Annotated in this window: 19 protein-coding genes; 12 read left to right on the top strand and 7 right to left on the bottom strand. The window is 48.4% G+C overall.

Annotated features, from left to right (window positions below):
- Positions 1–48: 48 nt before the first annotated feature.
- Positions 49–2,856 carry an excinuclease ABC subunit UvrA gene (gene uvrA / locus AC5FXQ_RS16340; RefSeq protein ID WP_493603491.1) on the bottom strand — a complete coding sequence of 936 codons (2,808 nt, stop codon included), beginning with the start codon at positions 2,854–2,856 and terminating at the stop codon, positions 49–51.
- Between the two features lie 347 nt (positions 2,857–3,203).
- Here uvrA and AC5FXQ_RS16345 point away from each other — a divergent pair, with 347 nt between their 5' ends.
- The 6 genes from AC5FXQ_RS16345 (at position 3,204) to nth (ending at position 6,507) form a co-directional block, all read left to right on the top strand.
- A complete protein-coding gene (locus tag AC5FXQ_RS16345; RefSeq protein ID WP_493603492.1) occupies positions 3,204–3,326 on the top strand; it encodes a 30S ribosomal protein THX in 123 nt (40 codons plus the stop codon).
- Positions 3,327–3,727: 401 nt separating this feature from the next.
- Positions 3,728–4,063: a hypothetical protein gene (locus AC5FXQ_RS16350; protein ID WP_493603493.1), complete on the top strand. Its 336-nt coding sequence runs from the start codon at positions 3,728–3,730 to the stop codon at positions 4,061–4,063.
- 159 nt (positions 4,064–4,222) lie between these two features.
- Positions 4,223–4,612: a group III truncated hemoglobin gene (locus AC5FXQ_RS16355; protein WP_493603494.1), complete on the top strand. Its 390-nt coding sequence runs from the start codon at positions 4,223–4,225 to the stop codon at positions 4,610–4,612.
- 381 nt (positions 4,613–4,993) lie between these two features.
- A complete protein-coding gene (locus AC5FXQ_RS16360) occupies positions 4,994–5,596 on the top strand; it encodes an RNA polymerase sigma factor (RefSeq protein WP_007655595.1) in 603 nt (200 codons plus the stop codon).
- A complete protein-coding gene (locus AC5FXQ_RS16365) occupies positions 5,571–5,801 on the top strand; it encodes a hypothetical protein (protein ID WP_493603495.1) in 231 nt (76 codons plus the stop codon). Before AC5FXQ_RS16360 ends, AC5FXQ_RS16365 begins: the two co-directional genes overlap by 26 nt.
- Before the next feature lie 19 nt (positions 5,802–5,820).
- Positions 5,821–6,507 carry an endonuclease III gene (nth, locus tag AC5FXQ_RS16370; protein WP_493603496.1) on the top strand — a complete coding sequence of 229 codons (687 nt, stop codon included), beginning with the start codon at positions 5,821–5,823 and terminating at the stop codon, positions 6,505–6,507.
- Positions 6,508–6,571: 64 nt separating this feature from the next.
- Here nth and AC5FXQ_RS16375 read toward each other — a convergent pair whose 3' ends face one another.
- Positions 6,572–7,096 (bottom strand): DUF4890 domain-containing protein, encoded by a 525-nt coding sequence (locus AC5FXQ_RS16375; protein ID WP_493603497.1) that lies wholly within the window; start codon positions 7,094–7,096, stop codon positions 6,572–6,574.
- Between the two features lie 306 nt (positions 7,097–7,402).
- Between AC5FXQ_RS16375 and AC5FXQ_RS16380 the strand changes: the two genes are divergently transcribed.
- Complete coding sequence (locus AC5FXQ_RS16380) at positions 7,403–7,936, top strand: hypothetical protein (RefSeq protein ID WP_493603498.1); 534 nt, start codon at positions 7,403–7,405, stop codon at positions 7,934–7,936.
- Positions 7,937–7,939: 3 nt separating this feature from the next.
- Here the strand turns inward: AC5FXQ_RS16380 and AC5FXQ_RS16385 are convergent, their stop codons facing one another.
- Both AC5FXQ_RS16385 and gldB read right to left on the bottom strand, forming a co-directional pair.
- Entirely contained in the window at positions 7,940–9,142 is a 1,203-nt protein-coding gene (locus AC5FXQ_RS16385) for a glycosyltransferase family 4 protein (RefSeq protein ID WP_493603499.1), read from the bottom strand.
- A 29-nt stretch (positions 9,143–9,171) separates the two neighbouring features.
- The gene (gene gldB / locus AC5FXQ_RS16390; RefSeq protein ID WP_493603500.1) at positions 9,172–10,167 is read right to left on the bottom strand and encodes a gliding motility lipoprotein GldB; all 996 of its coding nucleotides are present in this window, start codon (positions 10,165–10,167) and stop codon (positions 9,172–9,174) included.
- A 67-nt stretch (positions 10,168–10,234) separates the two neighbouring features.
- Here gldB and AC5FXQ_RS16395 point away from each other — a divergent pair, with 67 nt between their 5' ends.
- Positions 10,235–10,912: a porin family protein gene (locus AC5FXQ_RS16395; RefSeq protein ID WP_493603501.1), complete on the top strand. Its 678-nt coding sequence runs from the start codon at positions 10,235–10,237 to the stop codon at positions 10,910–10,912.
- Between the two features lie 84 nt (positions 10,913–10,996).
- On the opposite strand, the gene AC5FXQ_RS16400 is transcribed toward AC5FXQ_RS16395, so the two are convergent.
- The 3 genes from AC5FXQ_RS16400 to AC5FXQ_RS16410 all read right to left on the bottom strand — a co-directional run bounded on the left by AC5FXQ_RS16400 (position 10,997) and on the right by AC5FXQ_RS16410 (position 14,031).
- Positions 10,997–12,583: an Rne/Rng family ribonuclease gene (locus AC5FXQ_RS16400; RefSeq protein WP_076423293.1), complete on the bottom strand. Its 1,587-nt coding sequence runs from the start codon at positions 12,581–12,583 to the stop codon at positions 10,997–10,999.
- A gap of 208 nt (positions 12,584–12,791) precedes the next feature.
- Entirely contained in the window at positions 12,792–13,652 is an 861-nt protein-coding gene (locus AC5FXQ_RS16405) for a tetratricopeptide repeat protein (RefSeq protein WP_493603502.1), read from the bottom strand.
- Between the two features lie 73 nt (positions 13,653–13,725).
- A complete protein-coding gene (locus AC5FXQ_RS16410; protein WP_007655567.1) occupies positions 13,726–14,031 on the bottom strand; it encodes an HU family DNA-binding protein in 306 nt (101 codons plus the stop codon).
- A gap of 354 nt (positions 14,032–14,385) precedes the next feature.
- Between AC5FXQ_RS16410 and mutY the strand changes: the two genes are divergently transcribed.
- From mutY to gldD, 4 genes are all read left to right on the top strand, one after another.
- On the top strand, positions 14,386–15,477 hold the full coding sequence (gene mutY, locus AC5FXQ_RS16415; protein ID WP_493603503.1) for an A/G-specific adenine glycosylase: 1,092 nt from the start codon (positions 14,386–14,388) through the stop codon (positions 15,475–15,477).
- Between the two features lie 110 nt (positions 15,478–15,587).
- Positions 15,588–16,067 carry a single-stranded DNA-binding protein gene (locus tag AC5FXQ_RS16420; protein WP_493603504.1) on the top strand — a complete coding sequence of 160 codons (480 nt, stop codon included), beginning with the start codon at positions 15,588–15,590 and terminating at the stop codon, positions 16,065–16,067.
- Between the two features lie 143 nt (positions 16,068–16,210).
- On the top strand, positions 16,211–17,464 hold the full coding sequence (gldE, locus tag AC5FXQ_RS16425) for a gliding motility-associated protein GldE (protein ID WP_493603505.1): 1,254 nt from the start codon (positions 16,211–16,213) through the stop codon (positions 17,462–17,464).
- A 25-nt stretch (positions 17,465–17,489) separates the two neighbouring features.
- Complete coding sequence (gldD, locus tag AC5FXQ_RS16430) at positions 17,490–18,044, top strand: gliding motility lipoprotein GldD (protein ID WP_493603598.1); 555 nt, start codon at positions 17,490–17,492, stop codon at positions 18,042–18,044.
- The last annotated feature ends 20 nt before the right edge of the window (positions 18,045–18,064 follow it).

The raw sequence follows: 18,064 nt of genomic DNA on the forward strand, positions 1-18,064 counted from the left end.
AACAAGAGCCGCGACAATTGCTTATGCCGCGGCTCTTATACTTTATACCTATAGTCTCTCCTTCAGGAACCTGGCTGTATGGTTATCTTCCAGCTTGGCCATCTCCTCCGGCGTACCTTCAAAGAGCAGGTGCCCTCCGTTTGTACCACCTTCCGGCCCCAGGTCAATGATCCAGTCAGCTGATTTGATGATGTCCATGTTGTGCTCGATGATGACAACAGTGTTGCCGTTCTCAATCAGTGCATTGATAGACTGCAGCAGTTTGTTGATGTCGTGGAAGTGCAGACCGGTGCTCGGCTCATCGAAAATAAAGAGAATATCCTCTTGGTGCGCCTGCACGCCTTTGGTCAGGAAGGACGCCAGTTTCACGCGCTGCGCCTCACCACCCGACAAAGTATTGCTCGACTGCCCCAGACGGATGTAGCCTAAGCCCACATCGTTCAGTGGCCTCAACTTTTCGATGATCTTCGGCTGGTCGGCAAAGAAGTCGATGCTGTCGGCGATGGTCATATCCAGCACTTCTGAGATGCTCTTCTCCTTATACTTGACATCGAGCACATCTTGCTTAAAGCGATGGCCGTTGCAGCTCTCGCAGGTCAGGTAAATGTCGGCCATGAACTGCATCTCGATCTTCACCTGTCCCTCGCCCTGGCATACCTCGCAGCGACCGCCCTCAATGTTGAACGAGAAGTGCGACGGCTTAAACCCGCGTGACTTAGCCAGCGGCTGGTCAGCGTATAGCGTACGAATGGCATCGTATGCTTTCACGTAGGTTACCGGGTTGGAGCGCGACGATTTGCCAATTGGGTTCTGGTCCACGAACTCGACGTGACGGATCTTGTTGTAGTCACCGGCCAGCTTATCAAACTTACCAGTAGCCTCGGCTGTGTTGCCATGCAGCTTCATCATGGCCGGTGCCAGTATCTTTTTGATCAGGGTTGACTTTCCGGAACCACTCACACCTGTCACCACGGTCATGACACCCAGCGGCACCTTTACATGCAGGTTTTTGAGGTTATTCTCGCGGGCTCCCTGAATCTCAATGGCATTGCGCCACTTGCGGCGCTGTGCCGGCACCGATACTTCCATCTCTCCGCTCAGGTACTTGGCAGTATAAGTATCGGCGGTGCGGGTCATTTCTTCCAGCGTACCCTGGAACATCAGGTTACCGCCACCAGAGCCAGCTTCCGGACCTATATCGATCAACTGGTCAGCGGCACGCATCATTTCCTCTTCGTGCTCCACCACAATTACGGTGTTGCCCAACTTCTGCAAAGAGCGCAACACACCTATCAACTGCTCAGAGTCTTTGGGGTGCAAACCGATGCTTGGTTCATCCAGGATATACATGGAGCCTACCAGCGCACTGCCCAGCGAAGTCGCCAGGTTGATACGCTGGCTTTCCCCGCCTGACAATGTGTTGGAAAGTCGATTAAGGGTCAGATAACCCAAGCCCACCCGCACCAGGTAACCCAGGCGGTTGGTCACTTCCGTTACCAATCGCTCGGCCACATTGCGCTCGTGCTCGGTCAGTTGCATGTTCTCAAAAAACGACAGCGACTGTGTTATCGGCATTAGCACGAGATCAGTGATGCTTTTATCATTGATCTTCACATAGCTGGCGTCTTTGCGCAGGCGGGAACCTTTGCAGTCAGGACAGGTGGTGCGGCCACGGTAGCGCGACAGCATCACGCGGTACTGTATTTTGTGCGTCTGCGCTTGCAGGTGCTTAAAGAAGTCGTTAAGTCCTTCGAAATATTTATTGCCGGTCCAGAGCAGCTCCTGCTCTTTTTCAGAGAGCTCGTTGAAAGGACGGTGGATCGGGAAGTCAAAGCGGATGCCGTTCTTCACGAGCGGCTGCAGCCACTCATTCATTTTTTCAGAACGCCAGGGCGCAATGGCTCCTTCGTATACCGTCAGGCTCTTGTCAGGTATAACCAGATCCGGGTCTATACCTAGCACGCTGCCGAAGCCCTCGCAGGTCTGGCAGGCACCGTAAGGGTTGTTAAAGCTGAAGAAGTTCACCGACGGCTCCTCGAAGACTATGCCATCAAGTTCAAAGCGGTCAGAAAACACGCGCTCTTCGCCATCGCCATACTTCACGCGGCACTCCCCGTGACCTTCGAAAAAGGCGGTTTGCACAGAGTCGGCGATGCGGAACTGCAGGTCTTCATCCGATTTATAGATCACAGCGCGGTCAACCAGGATGTACACTTCCTTGCCCAGCTTCGGCTTTTTCTCTTCGAGCAGCTCTTCGATAAAATATACCTGCCCGTCAGCGTAGATGCGCGAATACCCCTTCTGCAGCAACAGGTCCAGCTCTTTGGCCAGTGTGCGCTCCTTGTGTAACTGCAGCGGTGCCAGGATCATAACCCGGGCTTCGTCCTCCAGCGAGAAGATAAAATCCACCACATCCGCTACGCTGTCCTTCTGCACCACTTCTCCAGAAACTGGAGAGTAGGTTTTGCCTATGCGGGCATAGAGCAGCTTTAGGTAATCGTAGATCTCCGTGCTGGTACCCACGGTAGAACGGTTGTTCTTGATGCTCACCTTCTGCTCAATAGCAATGGCCGGGCTGATGCCTTTGATGTAGTCCACATCAGGCTTGTCCATACGGCCCAGAAACTGTCGGGCATATGAGCTCAGGCTTTCTACATACATGCGCTGCCCTTCGGCATACAGTGTGTCAAAAGCCAGCGATGACTTGCCGGAGCCGGAAAGGCCGGTCACTACAATGAATTTGTTGCGCGGCAAAGCCACACTGAGATTTTTGAGATTATGCACGCGGGCGCCTTTGATGATGATGTGCTGGCGCGGGTCGAGTGTTTCGAGGCTATTTTCGGATGTGTTTGCCATAGAGTATAGCGCAGGCAGGATAAAGCCCACGCATGACGAACTGATTTTTATACGATGTAAAGATACAAATACCCTGTCGCATTCAGAAGGCTTTTTAGCCTTTGGCGCTATACCTGACATTTAGCCATAGCATGCAACGTGGCATCCTTTTGAAACACCTGCAGCTGTAAAAAGGTTTAGCTTTCTGTTACTATTTACAGGTATAGCCACACACAGATTTATGTCTGCGCCGCACAGCCTACACCCACAGTTCCTGAAGATGATTTAACTTAAAAAAAAGCCTGAACTGCAGCTCTCCGCTTCCGTATGTATGGGTTGCTAGCTACAACCATTAAAACCAATACAACATGGGAAAAGGAGATAAAAAAACAAAGAAAGGTAAAATCGTAAAAGGCACCTACGGCAACAGCCGCCCAAGACAGGCCAACAAAAGGAAAGCCGACGAGAAGAAAGAGGCCACTGCCAGCTAAGGCTCAGCCAATACGAAACTTAAAGCATGGCTATACCTTGTTCGCCGCAGAGGCAACAGGTATAGCCATGCTTTTTATGCTTCTTGAACCCGGCTTCCGTGCCTTCTCAGAGTGACTATCGTAAATAATTAAATATTTTATTTTTTAGGCTTTTTACTGTAACACTCACCCCAGTATAGAAGTATAATTTTTTAGGGAGCGGTCACCCCCTCAGCCAACAGCCGCCCCCTGCATGCCAGCCATCGCCAACCTATGCCTATGCATGCTTCCGGTGCTGAAAGCGCCATATTATTCTTTTATTAACAATCCTTTTGTGGGTTAACGCAGCCAACTCAGGACCGTATCCTGAGCAGAGACCTGCCGACTCTATTGATAAGTAAAAATTTAAAAATATCAACACCATGGAACAACTGGACATCCGCAATTTATTGGAGAACATCGAGAAGAAGGTGTACCAGCAGGAAATTACTTCAAGTACTGACGTAACTAAACTGATTAACACCGAGATCGCAAAAGCAATTAACCTGAACAGCAAAGTAGCTGACGGGGAAGGCCTTCAATTTCAGAATATCTCCTGTACGACCATTGAGTGCTACCTGGAGCATCTGAAAGCAGTGGAGGCTAAATTGAAGCGCCCTGCCGAAATTACCGCACAGTGCAAACCTGTAGAGGAGCGTGACATTAACCGCCGCCTGCTCCTGATCCTGAACCGCCTGAAACGGTATAACCGCGAATAGGCAGCATTAGTGTATTTACAACCTTATCCTTCGTACAGATATTCAACTCTTACGAAGGATTTTTTTATGCCCCTTATATTCATATAGTGACGAATGTCATTTTTATCGCGCTCCTGTGCTGGTATTTTTGTAAACCTATAAGGTTTCAATTTGCAGCAAATGAAGGAAGATATAAGAGATGAACAGGATATAAAACTGCTGGTTGACTCGTTTTACGCCAAAGTAAACGAGGACGACCTGTTGGGGCCTGTATTCAATGGCTTTGCGAAAGTTAACTGGGAGCACCACCTCCCCATAATGTACAGCTTCTGGAGCTCGGTGCTGTTCGGCACCATGGCCTACAAGGGGCAGCCTTTCCCCAAGCATATGCGCCTGCCAGTAGACAGACAGCATTTCGCCCGCTGGGTGATGCTGTTTACCGAAACTGCAGATGAACTGTTTGAAGGAGATAAAACAAGGGAATTGAAGCAAAAAGCCACCAGCATTGCGCAGGTATTCCAGATGAAAATGGGCCTGATCGGTATTATAGGCAAGGAAGTGACGCTATAAGGTAGCCCTATTTAAAGCAGAGCGGCAGCTCTACCAGTATGAACGGTAAAACTGCCGCTCTGCTTTTAGCCGTACCTGATCAGCTCACTATATACCTCTTAATTCTCTCCTTATCAATACTATATATAGTGACACTATATGTTGAAAAATAAATTTAACTCAAAGCATATACGTTTATATTATCTTGCCGTATATTAGGGAACAGTAATTCTTAACTGGCACATAGCTTCTTTAATATTTTTTGTTAAGGGCACCCGGCTATAGTTGCACAGTCAAATTGCATTCCCTATATTTGATTTACACTTCAAAAAAATATTTGTTCTAACAGCCTAACGCAACAATATGGTATAAAGCTCTACGTTAAACTAATGTAGCTTTACGATGAATACAACTACCCAGCTGAGCGACTCTGCTTTAGTCTCGCTCTACATCGCAGGTAACGAAAATGCGTTTGAACAGCTAGTAAACAGACACAAGAACAAAGTATTCACTACGATCTTACTGATTGTTAAAGACACGTATACCGCTGAGGACCTCATGCAGGATGCTTTTATCAAGGCTATCCATACCATGAAAGGCGGCAGGTATAACGAAGAAGGCAAGTTCTCGTCCTGGATATGCCGCATTGCCCATAACCTGGCAATCGACTTTTTCCGTAAAGAGAAACGAAGCCCGATGATCACGCTGGAGGACGGTAGTAATGTGTTCAATGCCTTGTCTTTTGCTGAAGACTCCGCTGAGTCACAGCAGATCAAGGAGGACACCCATGCCAGACTACGCGAGCTGATCCAAACGCTGCCACAGGCGCAGCGGGAAGTACTCATGATGCGTCATTATGCCGATATGAGTTTCCAGGAGATAGCCGAAGCAACCGGTGTGAGCATCAACACAGCTTTAGGTCGTATGCGCTACGCATTGATCAACCTAAGAAAAAAGATGCTAAACAGCACGATTGCTTATGATAAAAACCTCTACTCAGAATGAGCTGATCCAGTACGTATACAATGAGTTGGCAGACCCTGCGCTCGAGCAACTGGAAACAGCATTGATGCACGACAACAAGCTAGCTGAAAGCTGCTCTGATCTCATGCTACTCCAGCGACTGCTAGACGGCGCGGCCAAAAGCCCAAGCCAGCGGTCTATCGACAACATTTTAAATTACTCAAAAAGCTTAAGTTTGCAGTCTTAACCGACTGCAAACTTTTTTTATGCGCAAACGAGAACGCTACAAGCTGCTGATCGAGCACTTTACCCAGAACTTTCCGGACCCGGAAACTGAACTGGCCTACTCCAACCCCTACGAACTGATACTGGCTGTTGTACTCAGCGCCCAGTGTACCGATAAACGTGTGAACATGGTAACGCCTGCCCTGTTCGAGGCATTCCCTACACCCGAGCACCTGGCTGCAGCGACTCCGGAAGAGATCTTCCCAATTATCAGGAGCATTTCCTACCCAAACAACAAAGCCAAGCACCTGGCTGGTTTAGGCAGAATGCTGGTGGAGCAGTTCAACGCAGAGGTGCCCAGCACGGTGGAGGAACTGGTGAAGCTGCCGGGTGTGGGACGTAAAACAGCCAATGTGATTGTTTCGGTGATCTGGAACCAGCCGGCCATGGCCGTGGATACGCATGTGTTCCGAGTGAGCAAACGCTTGGGCCTGGTGTCGAAAACAGCCAAAACTCCCCTCGAGGTGGAAAAGGAGCTGGTAGCCAACCTGCCGCAGGAGCTCATTGCCAAAGCACATCACTGGCTCATACTACATGGGCGTTATATCTGCATCGCCCGCCGGCCAAAGTGTGAGGAATGTCCGCTTACGCATTTCTGTGCCTTCTTCCAGAAGCACTATCCCAATATACCTGACGATCCTGAAAACAAAGTCGGAGGTATAGCCTAATAAAAAAGCGCGGGCAGACACTATGTGGTCCGCCCGCGCTTTAACTATGGGATCTTATAAGGGATTACTTTCCCTGCTGTTGCTTTTTGTACTCGCCTCTTTTTTTGTGATCGCCAGATTTCTTATGCTCACCTGATTTCTGGCCTTTTCTGCCATCTGCACGCTTCTGCTTCATCTGCTCACGATCGGCTTCGTATTTGGCATACTGCTCTGCTGATAAGATGCTCTTAAGCTCAGCCTGCCACTGATCGTGGTTTGCTTTTCTGGCCTCCTGCATCTGAGCTCTCTGCTCAGGCGATTTTTCTCCAGTTGCTTTATGGCTCTCGCGCATGGCTTTCATTTCCTGGGCCTGTCGCATGTTCAGTGCCTGTAACTGGCTTTTCTGAGCTGCATTCAGCTCTAGCCTCTGAGCCATTCTATCAGTTTTCATCTGGGCTATCTCTTCAGGGCTTTTCTGGGCTCTGTCTTTCATGGCTGCCCGCATTTCACTGCGTGGCTTTTGGTCTTGCGGTTTAGTTGAGGTTTGAGCAAAAGCGCTACCACCAGCAACTAACATACCTAACGAAAGGGCTGCTATTATCTTCTTCATCTTTCTTTCTCCTTCAATATTTTGTGGTTAGTTCGATTAGTAGCAAAGCCCAGGCCTGAAAATATGCTCTGCTATACTTGCATAATCAAAGGCTATGCCAAAAACCCACCCTCTCCTCACGACACGCCACAAGTACCTGTATTATAGATTTATAAACTAAAGCAACAGACAAGAGACTTCGACAACCAGGCTATACCTGAGTTGTTTTTATACCTGTCTTTGAGTTATTGAATCAGAAAAATAATTGCTCCAAAATAAATGCAACTTCCTATATTTAACTATTCATCATTATACCCTTATAAGCTTATGCAAACTTTTACTCCCGCTAAACTACTAGTCTTCTTTCTGCTGCTCCTGAGCAGTTACTCTGCCGCACATGCTCAAACGCAGTTTGCCGAGCGCAAAGGAGGTCACTCCTATTCAATGGAAATACCCAGCTACATGGTTAAAACTTATGAACTGAACGATGTTGCCAGTCTACAGTATTTCAATAAGAATAAAGAGGCTTATACTATTGTGATAGAGGATTCTAAAGAAGAGCTCGAACTGAGGGGCATGAAGTTCGAGAATGCAGCAGATTTTCTGGACAGCTTTGCCGCAGATTACAAAAAAGAAGAAAAAAGACGCAAACTGAGCAAGGCAAAAGTATTCGAATCAAATGGGAACCGTGTTGCTCAAAGCGAACTGAAGTGGACTGATGAAGATGGCGACTTCTTTATGCTTATCACAGCTGTAGAAACAAAAACACACTTCTACAAAGTGATTTGCTGGACGCTGGCCGCAAACGCGCCACAGCTTAAAGAAGACTTCAGACACCTGTCGGCGAGCATCAAAGATTAGAAGCTATACCTTGCCTGCCACCTGCAACAAAATCTGCTCTACCTGGGCAGCAAGTTGCTGGCGGTCGAACAGCTGCCGGGCGATGGCTTGCCCATTGGCTCCGGCCTGTCGCCGCTTTTCGCTATCAGACATGATCTCTTTTATTTTCTTAGCCAACAGTTCGGGCTGACTCGCAGGACTGTACCAGCCACAGTTATATTGCTCCACGAATGTCTTTGTCCAACCGGGATTAGTCACAAGCACCGGAACACCGCAGGCCAGGCTATCATACAGCTTGGCCGGAGAATTGGAGGCGAGTACAGGCAAATCGTTGAAGGTAATGAGCGCCAGATCTGCCAGTTTGAATAGGGTGAACACATCAGGGCGCGGCTGTGGCGGCATCAGTACCAGGTTAGGCAGGCGCAGCGACAGCTTTCGGAGTTCGTCATCATAATAGCCTCCTCCTGCCAGCACAAACACAATGTCCTGCTGGTTAGCCATTGCCTCAGCTGCCTGCATAATAGTAGGTATATCATTAGCACGCCCAAAGGTGCCCGCGTAGAGCACTACTTGCTTGCCCTGCAGCTGATATTGCTTTCGCAGTGTTGCTACTCTCTCAGGAGTCGCAGCATCGGCCATTTCCAGATCAGTGCCATTCAGGATAGTAGTGACTTTTTCACGCGCTATACCTTGGCTGACCACATACTCTTCCATATCAGGAGAAAGCGTGATGATGTGGCTGGCGTTCTGGTAGAGATTCTTCTCCAACCTGAACAGGCGTCGTTTTAGCCACTCCTTCTTTACCGCTCCCATCTCGATCGGGAAGCTTGGCCACAGGTCCTGTACCTCAAACACCCACGGAATACCGCGCATCTTCGCGACACGAGCTGCCATCCAGGGCGTAGAGAGCGGCGTTGACACCCCCCAAAACACATCAGGCTTAGGTATAGAGAGTCCTTTAGCCAGGCTGTAGGCCGCAAAGCCGCCATAGGAAACTAATCGCCTGCGCACGCCCATTTTGTTGCTGTAAGGCACCTCCTGTTCGTACAGCTCTACCCCCTCCGGCACCCACTTATACTTATCCGTAATGCGAAGCTGCTTCCAGGCGCTGCTCGTCACCAGACTCACCTTATGCCGCTTCGCCAGGTACTCCAGAAAGGTGTAGTGCCTGCAGGTAGAAGGACAGTCGGGGTTGTGATGATGCTGATTAAAAATAGCTATGTGCATGCGCGCAGGTATAGAGGCGAAGTATAGAACTATCGCTTCTCAGGCTTGTATTTCGATTCGTTGAATATTTTCTGGTGACCGTCTTCAGCCATCAGCTCCTGCAACGTGACCTTCGGGTTGCGCTCCATATACCTGCGCACAATCTGCCAGCCTACCCAGGTGCCGAGGCGGCCAGGGGAGGTCGGGTCGATTTCGGGTGTGTTAGGTCGCTCGCCGATGTACTTGTTCACGACGAATGGGCTTTTCTCGTAGAGCAATTTCTTTTCAACGAAGTGCGCCCAGATACGGCCCTCATTATGGTGCACATCGGCCAGTTGCTGCCCGCTATACCCAATGATAGTAGAGTCAGGCGTGCAAGGCATGATGGATTTCACAAAATAATAGGCTTTACCTGTATTCACCATTTCGGCGAGCAGGCTTCGTTCCAGAAAACTGGTTTTGTTAAATCGGTTAGACAGCAGCAGCATGGCGGCTGGCACCATATTCGGGCGCTCGTAGCGTTTCAGGATGTAATCATAGGTATCAGGTCGGTAGCTGGCGTCTTTGCCGATAAAGAAGTCGATCCCGAAAACCAGCAGGCTGTCTGATACCATCAAATCCTGGTTGAGACCAGAGACAAAAGTTTTTACCTGCGGCTCCTTAAACTCAGGATAGTAATATTTAATATGTTTGAAAGCAGTTTCGAGTTGCTGCTTTTCTGTGGACATGTCGCCGAAAGTCTGGTCCGCCTCCTGAGCCAACTTCTGAAGCTCAGGGTTATTCGCCAAGCCGTAGAGCGCATTAATTACAGCTGAGTCCGAAGGGTAGTTCCGGCGCTGGATGAACCGCTCCGCAAAGATGGGGTTGCTATCGAGGAAAGCAGCGATGTCCTGCTTTGAGCTTGCCGAAAAAAAAGGCTTCTCCAGTCGCTCTATCTCTACCGTTACAGGTATACGCTCAATTTCTTCAGGTATGTCGCAGCCCCCCTTCTTCTTACAGCTAAAAAGCAATAGGATGGTTGCGAGTAATAATAATCTGTGATACATTGCCGAATATTTAATACAAAAATACAGGGTTATCCCGTATTAGAATAAATTAACGCGACAAATTAACATGCAATTCAAAAAACTCGCATTCCTGCTGCTCTTTTTGGGCTTTACATCCACTGCCATGGCCCAAATGGAAATCGGCATTCAGTTCTCCCCTACCATTTCAGGCAATCGCTTTATAGCTGAGGACAGACACGGCTTTGAAAAAAGCAGCAACACACTGCGTGTTGGCGTAGGTGTGGTTGGTGATTATTTTTTCTCCAACAACTATGCCTTCAGCTCAGGTTTGATGTTCCGCAGCAAAGGCTCTAAAATCAAGTATGATTTTACTTCACAAGATCCGAACGGCCAGCCAACGACAGTGCCAGTAGAGGATGACCTGACTGTGCAGTATCTGGAAATACCGCTTACGCTTAAGTTGTTCACTAATGAGGTAGCACCTGATGTGATCCTTTACTTCCAGGTAGGTGGTGCTCTTGGTACTAAGGTGTCGGCCCAGGTAAACAACCAGAAAGTGATCAATGGTGAGAAGACAGCGAAGCGCTTCAATATTTTCGAAACCAGCGCCCTGTTGGGTACTGGCGCCGAATTGCAGCTCGGCCAGAGCACCAAACTGTTTGGCGGTGTTACTTACCTGCGTGGTCTGAGTAACATCGACAATTTCTATAGTGACCGACTAGGTGACAAAAATATTGCTATCAAGAACAACGGTGTGTCCCTTGATGTGGGCATCAAGTTCTAAGGTATTGTCCTATACAAATCAAAAAGGCCGCTCTGAATGTACAGAGCGGCCTTTTTGTTGCCATCGAATCTGATTAAAATTTTCTTATTCCTGCGTCCCGTTCACCTCCGTCAGGGCGGTGCGCAGCTCTATTTCTTCGCCTTTATCGTCCATTACCTTAAAGTCAGTAATGCCGAGCGAAGTGTCTTTTACAAATTTCACCCACTTGAAGTAGTGGAAGAACCACTTGATCTGCTTGGAGAACCATCCTTTTGTATAGTAAGCATACAGGAAAGGATGCACGTACAGTGTCAGACTTCTGTGGTTGTGTCGCGTGAGCAGGTCGTCTACCGCTACGTCTATTTCATCAGTAATCAGAATGCTGGCAGTTATTTTACCGGTACCATTACAGGTAGGGCATACCTCGCCGGTCACGATATTCTGCTCTGGCCTTACACGCTGTCGCGTGATCTGCATCAGGCCAAATTTAGAGATAGGCAGAACTGTCGACTTGGATCGGTCTCTCTTCAGTTCCTCTTTGACTACCTCGTATACTTTCTGGCGGTTTTCAGGCGACTTCATATCGATGAAGTCTATTACAATGATACCACCTATATCCCGGAGTCGCAGCTGACGGGCCACTTCTCTGGCAGCCATCATATTCACGTTCAGCGCGGTAGCCTCCTGATCGGTTTCGGTATTAGATTTGTTCCCACTGTTCACATCGACTACGTGCAGGGCTTCGGTGTGCTCTATCACCAGGTATCCGCCGCCTGGTATGGTCACTGTTTTACCGAATGCAGCCTTTAGTTGCCGCTCAATGTTAAAGTGTTCGAAGGTTTTTGTCTTACCGGTGTAATGCTTCAGAATTTTTACTTTATCTGGCGCAATGCTACCGATGTATGCTTTGATCTCGTCATAGAGCGACTCGTCGTCGACTACTATGTTGTCAAAGCTCTCGTTCATTAAGTCTCTCAGTATGGACGAAGAACGTCCCAATTCCCCAATGATTTTGTCATTGGGCTTGGCAATCTTCAGCGATTTAAAGCCTTCTTCCCAGCTCTCCACCATGTTGCGCAGGTCTCTGTCGAGCTCTGCCACCTCACGGCCTTCTGCCACTGTCCGGATGATCACGCCAAAGTTCTCAGGCTTGATCGAGTTGATCAGACGCTTAAGGCGTGTGCGTTCTTCCTTGCTAACGATCTTCTTGGATACACTTACCGTGTTTGAAAACGGCACGAGCACCAGGTATCGACCGGCGAGCGAAAGCTCACATGAAAGACGCGGTCCTTTGGTTGAAATCGGTTCTTTGACAATCTGCACCAATACCTGCTGTCCTTTTTTAAGAACATCAGCAATCTTGCCGAGTTTGTCAATTTCTGGCTCAAATTTAAGCTGGTTAAGCTTTGCAGAAGCGTTCTTCTGTGTCTGTGCCGCCTTCACATACTTGTTCAGGGTTTTGATATTGGCTCCCAGATCATGGTAATGCAGAAATGCATCCTTGTGGTAGCCAATATCAATAAAAGCGGCGTTTAGGCCTGGCATTACCTTTTTTACAGTTCCCAGGAAGATATCCCCTACAATGTAGTTCGTATCCTTTTTCTCGTGGTGAAACTCTACAAGTCTCTTGTCCTGTAATAGGGCGATGCGCTCTCCATCCTGAGTAGAATTGATAATAAGCTCGTTACTCAATTTCTCTCAAAGATTAGTTGGATGTATAGACCAAAGCCCACAATTGCAGAAGCAATGTGGGCCTCAATAAACGCAGAAGAAATTACTTCTTCTTATGTCTGTTTTTTCTTAGACGCTTCTTTCTTTTGTGAGTAGCAATCTTATGTCTTTTTCTTTTCTTTCCGCAAGGCATAGTCTTGAAATTTTTATTAAATGATTATTTCTTTTATTACAGTTTTGCCAGGTACTCGTCAACGGAAGTTGTCAGAGCAGGGTCGCTGCTCATGGTCTTCACTTTATTGAAAGTCCTGATCGCTTCTTCTTTCTTACCGGTTTCAGCCAGTGACACAGCCAAATAGAAAGTGCCTTCCACGTGCTCCGGGTTAACAGTTGTCAGCTCCTGGAAGCGCTCAACGGCTTTATCCCACTGCCCTGACTGAACTGACAGAATGCCGAGGTTAAACAGCGCCTTCTGGTTTTTCGGGTCTGCCGAAATCACCTCACGCAGCAGCGTAATACCCTGCATAGGATTTTCGCTGGCGATATAAGTCATGGCTACGTTTGTTTTCGCGTCCATGTCCGAAGGATTGTTCTTCAGCACCTGCTCGTACATTTTACGAGCTTTGCCACCCATTTCGCTGGCACGCTGCTGTGTAGCTGCGTAAGTAAAAGCCTCGAAGTACTGGTCACCTGCTTTACGGTAGCTCTTCTCACCCGGACGGGCTTCAGCGGCTAACTCGTAGTAGTAACCTGCACTGTCAAACTTACTTGCTGCGGCATAAGCAGCTGCCAGTTCACTGGCCAACAGGCCGCGTGTTTTGGCATCAGATGCTTTGTTGTAGCGTGCACGTACAGTAGCAAGCTCCATCATTTGCTCTGGCGTGGCCATTGAGTGCACTCCGTCAGCCGCAGCGGCTGGCGAAGGTCCATGGTCATGCCCATCATCTTCAGAGTGTCCCTCAGGTAAAGCTGCAGTCTGCCCGGCAGCTGCTGTGCTATCATCCTTCGTCACAACCACTTTTGGCAGAAAGAACATAGCCGCTGCCAAAGCAATTGCTGCTACAAGTATCAGTATTTGAGCGCGTGACATGTGTTTCTGTTTTTTGTAAATGACTGTTTTTTAAAGGATAACCAAACAGGCAACCGGCAAATATACGAAAGAATTAAGAATGAGCCAGTTCTTTGATCTTTTTGCTGTTCTTAATCTTAGCAATAAAGGTCTTAGATGGCTTGAAGCTTGGAATAAAGTGCTCATCAATAATGATGGAAGTGTTCTTCGAAATGTTACGAGCCACTTTCTTAGCGCGCTTTTTGTTTACAAAGCTTCCAAAACCTCTCACGTAGATGTTGTTGCCATCGGCCATAGAGTCTTTCACCACTTTGAAAAATGCCTCAATGGTAGATTGCACATCAGCCTTATCAATCCCTGTTTTATCAGCAATTTCTGATATTACTTCTGCTTTAGTCACTTTCTTAGATTTTTATAAATTAGTAATAAGTTAACTTTCTCTTTTTCAGGAGGTACAACAGCGCTGTCGTTCTCCATTTTTCGGGGCACAAAGGTATACCTACTTTTCGACAAGTAAAAGCTTTAGCACTAAATTATTACAGATTTAACCTTGTCGATCATGTGGCTTCTTTGCACCTTCTGGCTGATGCTTCTCTTGCAATACCCATGCCAGCTTGCCCCCTTCCTAACGCCCCGTATCTACTTATATTTTAATAAGATACAAAAACAGACACCAATACATTCCTTCTGCATTCAGAACAATGTCTTACATTTGTCTGTTCAAGCTGCCTGAGCTCAAGGGACCTCTTTTTTTATGAAAAACACTCCTAGCACATACTTTTCCAACACGCTGCTGGCGTGGTACCAGCGCCACAAAAGAGTTCTGCCCTGGCGCGACACCACCGATCCATACCTGATCTGGCTTTCTGAGGTGATCCTGCAACAGACGCGCGTAGCCCAGGGACTACCATACTTCCAACGCTTTGCCGAGGCCTACCCTACGGTACAGCACCTGGCGGCGGCCCCTGAGGATGAAGTGCTGCGCCTCTGGCAGGGGCTTGGTTACTATTCCAGGGCCCGCAACATGCACCACACTGCTAAACAGATCGTGCAGGACTATGGCGGCGTGTTCCCAAATAAGTATGAGGAGCTCCTGAAACTGCGGGGCGTGGGAAGTTACACGGCCGCCGCTATCGCCTCTTTCGCATTCAGAGAGAAGGTAGCTGTGCTGGATGGTAACGTGTTTAGGGTGCTGGCCCGGGTGTTTGGAATATCAGACGATATTGCGGCACCTGCTTCACGAAAGGTGTTTCAGCAACTGGCCAACGAACTCATACCTGCCGATGCGCCTGACACCTTCAATCAAGCTATCATGGAGTTCGGCGCTATCCAATGCACCCCCGTCATGCCCGATTGCCTGTTCTGCCCGCTGCAGCAGTCCTGCTTCGCCTTCACACATGGGCTTGTGCAAGAGCTTCCCGTTAAGTCAAAGGCAAAAGCTGCCCGTCCACGCTTTTTCCACTACATAGTGTTTGTACATGAGGGGCAGTATTACATGCGCAAGCGGCTTAGTGGCGACATTTGGGAGGGTTTGTATGATTTTCACCTGCACGAAAGCGACTCGAAAATACTGGACACCGCCAAGCTGCTGAAAGAACTCAATGACGCAGGTATAGCATTGCAGGAATCACATCTTTTGCCACCGCGCAAAGACTATAAACATGTGCTCAGTCATCAGAAAATTACGGCCCGGTTTTATCTCATCCAGCTCGATTTTCGTTTAAGTGAAGAGGTTTTGCAGGAGGCGCGACTGGCACCTTATTCATCTGAAAAAATAGAGGCGTTGCCGAAGCCAATTCTTATCGACAGCTATTTGAAAGATGAGAAGATTTTGCTAAATTTATAAACTGAAACTTTTCTGCATGAAAATGCATTCTAAAGGTTCAGTAGCCATAATTGCCTCCGGCTTGGTTGTCGGAGTAGCCCAAATCAATTTAATATTTAACAAAAAAAGACATGGCAAGTGTTAACAAAGTAATCCTTATCGGAAATCTTGGTAAGGACCCAGAAGTTCGCCACCTCGAAGGCGGCGTAGCTGTAGCGCGTTTCCCGATTGCTACTTCTGAAACATTCAAAGACAAAAACGGCGAGCGCCAGGAGCGCACCGAGTGGCACAACATCGTGCTATGGCGTGGTCTGGCTGAAGTAGCCGAAAAGTACCTGCGCAAAGGGCAGTCTGTCTTCATCGAAGGCAAGATTCGCACAAACAGCTACCAGGACAAAGAGGGCGTACAGCGTTACAGCACGGAGATCGTGGCTGATAACATGACGATGCTGAGTGCTCGTGAAGGTGGCAATGGCAGCTCAGGAGGCTTCCAGGGCGGCGCTTCATCACAATCATCGGGACAAGCCTCAGGTCAGGGCACTGCCGCCGCATCAGGCAAGGGCAATGCATCTGCCTTCCAGAACGACGAGCCAGACGACCTGCCGTTCTAACCTATGTTTAACCTAACTTTCTGATTTTGGACAGTTTAGATTCCGGAGACCCCCTAAGTTATAGCTTACTGCAACTTTTACAAAGCGCAACAGCTTTACTTAGAATTGAATATATCGCAGCCATCTCGGTTTGCTTTATCTTATTGCTGCTCTCTGCCCTCACTTCGGGGGCGGAGGCAGCTTTTTTCTCTCTCACCCCTCAGGAGATTGAAAAAGCCAGAACCAGCAGAGAAAAAAAGCTTCAACTGGTACACCACCTCCTGCAGAGCCCACGCCAACTACTGGCTTCGCTCCTGATCATCAACAATGCGATCAATGTTAGTATCATTACGCTCTGCGCCTACATTGCGTGGCAATTAGCTGGCTCTACTTCGCTGGCAACCTCCACGATGCTGGTCAGCGTGCTGGTGGTTACGTTCCTGATCGTTTTCTTCGGAGAGGTGCTGCCTAAGGTATATGCCCGCAAGCATGGTTCTGCCATTGCGCAGCACATGGCTCCGATACTGGATGCTTTGCGACCTGTGCTGCGACCGCTTGCCTGGTTGCTTACTGGTATCAGCACTTTTATTGACAAGCGCTACCGTGTTCGTGCTTACAGCCAGACGCTGGAAGAGTTACACCATAGCCTGGATGTGGCGCTCACAAATGAGGAAACGTCACCGGAAGAGCGTAAGATTCTGCGAGGCATCGTAAACTTCGGTTCAATCACGGTAAAGCAGATCATGCGTCCACGTATGGATATTGTGGCGTTTTCACAGAGCGCTTCACTGCCAGAGCTGCTCCCACAGATCATCAAGTGGGGTTATTCCCGCGTGCCTGTCTACACCGAAAGCACCGACAGTATCGACGGTATCCTGTATGTGAAAGACCTGCTGCCGCACCTCGACAAAGGAGCTGATTTTAAATGGCAGAACCTGATCAGAGCGCCCTTTTACGTGCCGGAAACCAAGCACATCTCCAACCTGCTGCAGGACTTCCGGGAGAAGCACGTGCACATGGCCATTGTGATAAACGAATACGGCACTACGGTAGGGCTGCTTACGATGGAAGATGTGATCGAAGAGATCGTGGGCGAAATAAATGATGAATACGATGACGGGGATGAGATCATATACTCTCAACTCGACGAAAATACCTTTATCTTTGACGGTAAAACATCGTTGCACGACTTTTGTAAGATCACGGAAGTTCCGTTCGATGCCTTTAACGAGGTAAAGAGCGAGCATGAAACAGTAGCAGGCCTGATGCTGGCACTCTTTGGCCGCATACCTTATGTAGGCGAGGAAGTGTCGTATGGTCGCTATTACTTTACAATAGAGTCGGCGGACAATAAGCGTGTAAAACGAATCAAGATTAATGTCGCAAGCAAAAAAGAGCACTATCATAAAGTCAGCTAAACTGCAGCTGGTCCTGTGGGCAGGTATGGCCCTGGCCATCGTTGGCTGCAACGCCGAGTACACCCCAAAGCCAAAAGGATACAACCGCATTGACCTGCCAGAGGCTGCTTATCAACAGCTGCAGGACGAGCATCCGTATACCTTCGAGTATTCGAAGCACGCCAAAATACGCCCTGACTCTTCGATGATTGCACAGCCGCACTGGATCAATGTCATCTATCCGAGTCTGGGAGCAAACGTGCAGCTGACTTATAAGGCCATCAACAATGATCCGAAGATGTTGAACAACCTGATCGAGGATGCGCGTAAACTGACTGGCAAACACCAGATAAAAGCGTACTCAATAGAGGAAACAGAGATCAGAACGCCACAAGGTGATATTGCCTCTGTGTTTGAGCTGGAAGGCGAGATTCCAAGCCAGTTCCAGTTCTATGTAACTGACACGACCAATCACTTCTTCCGGGGGGCACTCTACTTCAGAACGGCCACCCAAAATGATTCGCTGGCTCCGGTTATTGAATATGTGAAGAAGGATATTGTGCACATGTTGAACACGCTGGAGTTTAAGGACAGGAAGTAGCTTTTCAGACTATATAGATT

The sequence above is a fragment of the Pontibacter sp. LHS1 genome (genome assembly GCF_058932855.1).

Coding starts and splice junctions, on each gene's coding strand:
- uvrA (WP_493603491.1), bottom strand. CDS start 2,856: ATGGCAAACACATCCGAAAATAGCCTCGAAACACTCGACCCGCGCCAG.
- AC5FXQ_RS16345 (WP_493603492.1), top strand. CDS start 3,204: ATGGGAAAAGGAGATAAAAAAACAAAGAAAGGTAAAATCGTAAAAGGC.
- AC5FXQ_RS16350 (WP_493603493.1), top strand. CDS start 3,728: ATGGAACAACTGGACATCCGCAATTTATTGGAGAACATCGAGAAGAAG.
- AC5FXQ_RS16355 (WP_493603494.1), top strand. CDS start 4,223: ATGAAGGAAGATATAAGAGATGAACAGGATATAAAACTGCTGGTTGAC.
- AC5FXQ_RS16360 (WP_007655595.1), top strand. CDS start 4,994: ATGAATACAACTACCCAGCTGAGCGACTCTGCTTTAGTCTCGCTCTAC.
- AC5FXQ_RS16365 (WP_493603495.1), top strand. CDS start 5,571: ATGATAAAAACCTCTACTCAGAATGAGCTGATCCAGTACGTATACAAT.
- nth (WP_493603496.1), top strand. CDS start 5,821: ATGCGCAAACGAGAACGCTACAAGCTGCTGATCGAGCACTTTACCCAG.
- AC5FXQ_RS16375 (WP_493603497.1), bottom strand. CDS start 7,096: ATGAAGAAGATAATAGCAGCCCTTTCGTTAGGTATGTTAGTTGCTGGT.
- AC5FXQ_RS16380 (WP_493603498.1), top strand. CDS start 7,403: ATGCAAACTTTTACTCCCGCTAAACTACTAGTCTTCTTTCTGCTGCTC.
- AC5FXQ_RS16385 (WP_493603499.1), bottom strand. CDS start 9,142: ATGCACATAGCTATTTTTAATCAGCATCATCACAACCCCGACTGTCCT.
- gldB (WP_493603500.1), bottom strand. CDS start 10,167: ATGTATCACAGATTATTATTACTCGCAACCATCCTATTGCTTTTTAGC.
- AC5FXQ_RS16395 (WP_493603501.1), top strand. CDS start 10,235: ATGCAATTCAAAAAACTCGCATTCCTGCTGCTCTTTTTGGGCTTTACA.
- AC5FXQ_RS16405 (WP_493603502.1), bottom strand. CDS start 13,652: ATGTCACGCGCTCAAATACTGATACTTGTAGCAGCAATTGCTTTGGCA.
- mutY (WP_493603503.1), top strand. CDS start 14,386: ATGAAAAACACTCCTAGCACATACTTTTCCAACACGCTGCTGGCGTGG.
- AC5FXQ_RS16420 (WP_493603504.1), top strand. CDS start 15,588: ATGGCAAGTGTTAACAAAGTAATCCTTATCGGAAATCTTGGTAAGGAC.
- gldD (WP_493603598.1), top strand. CDS start 17,490: ATGGCCCTGGCCATCGTTGGCTGCAACGCCGAGTACACCCCAAAGCCA.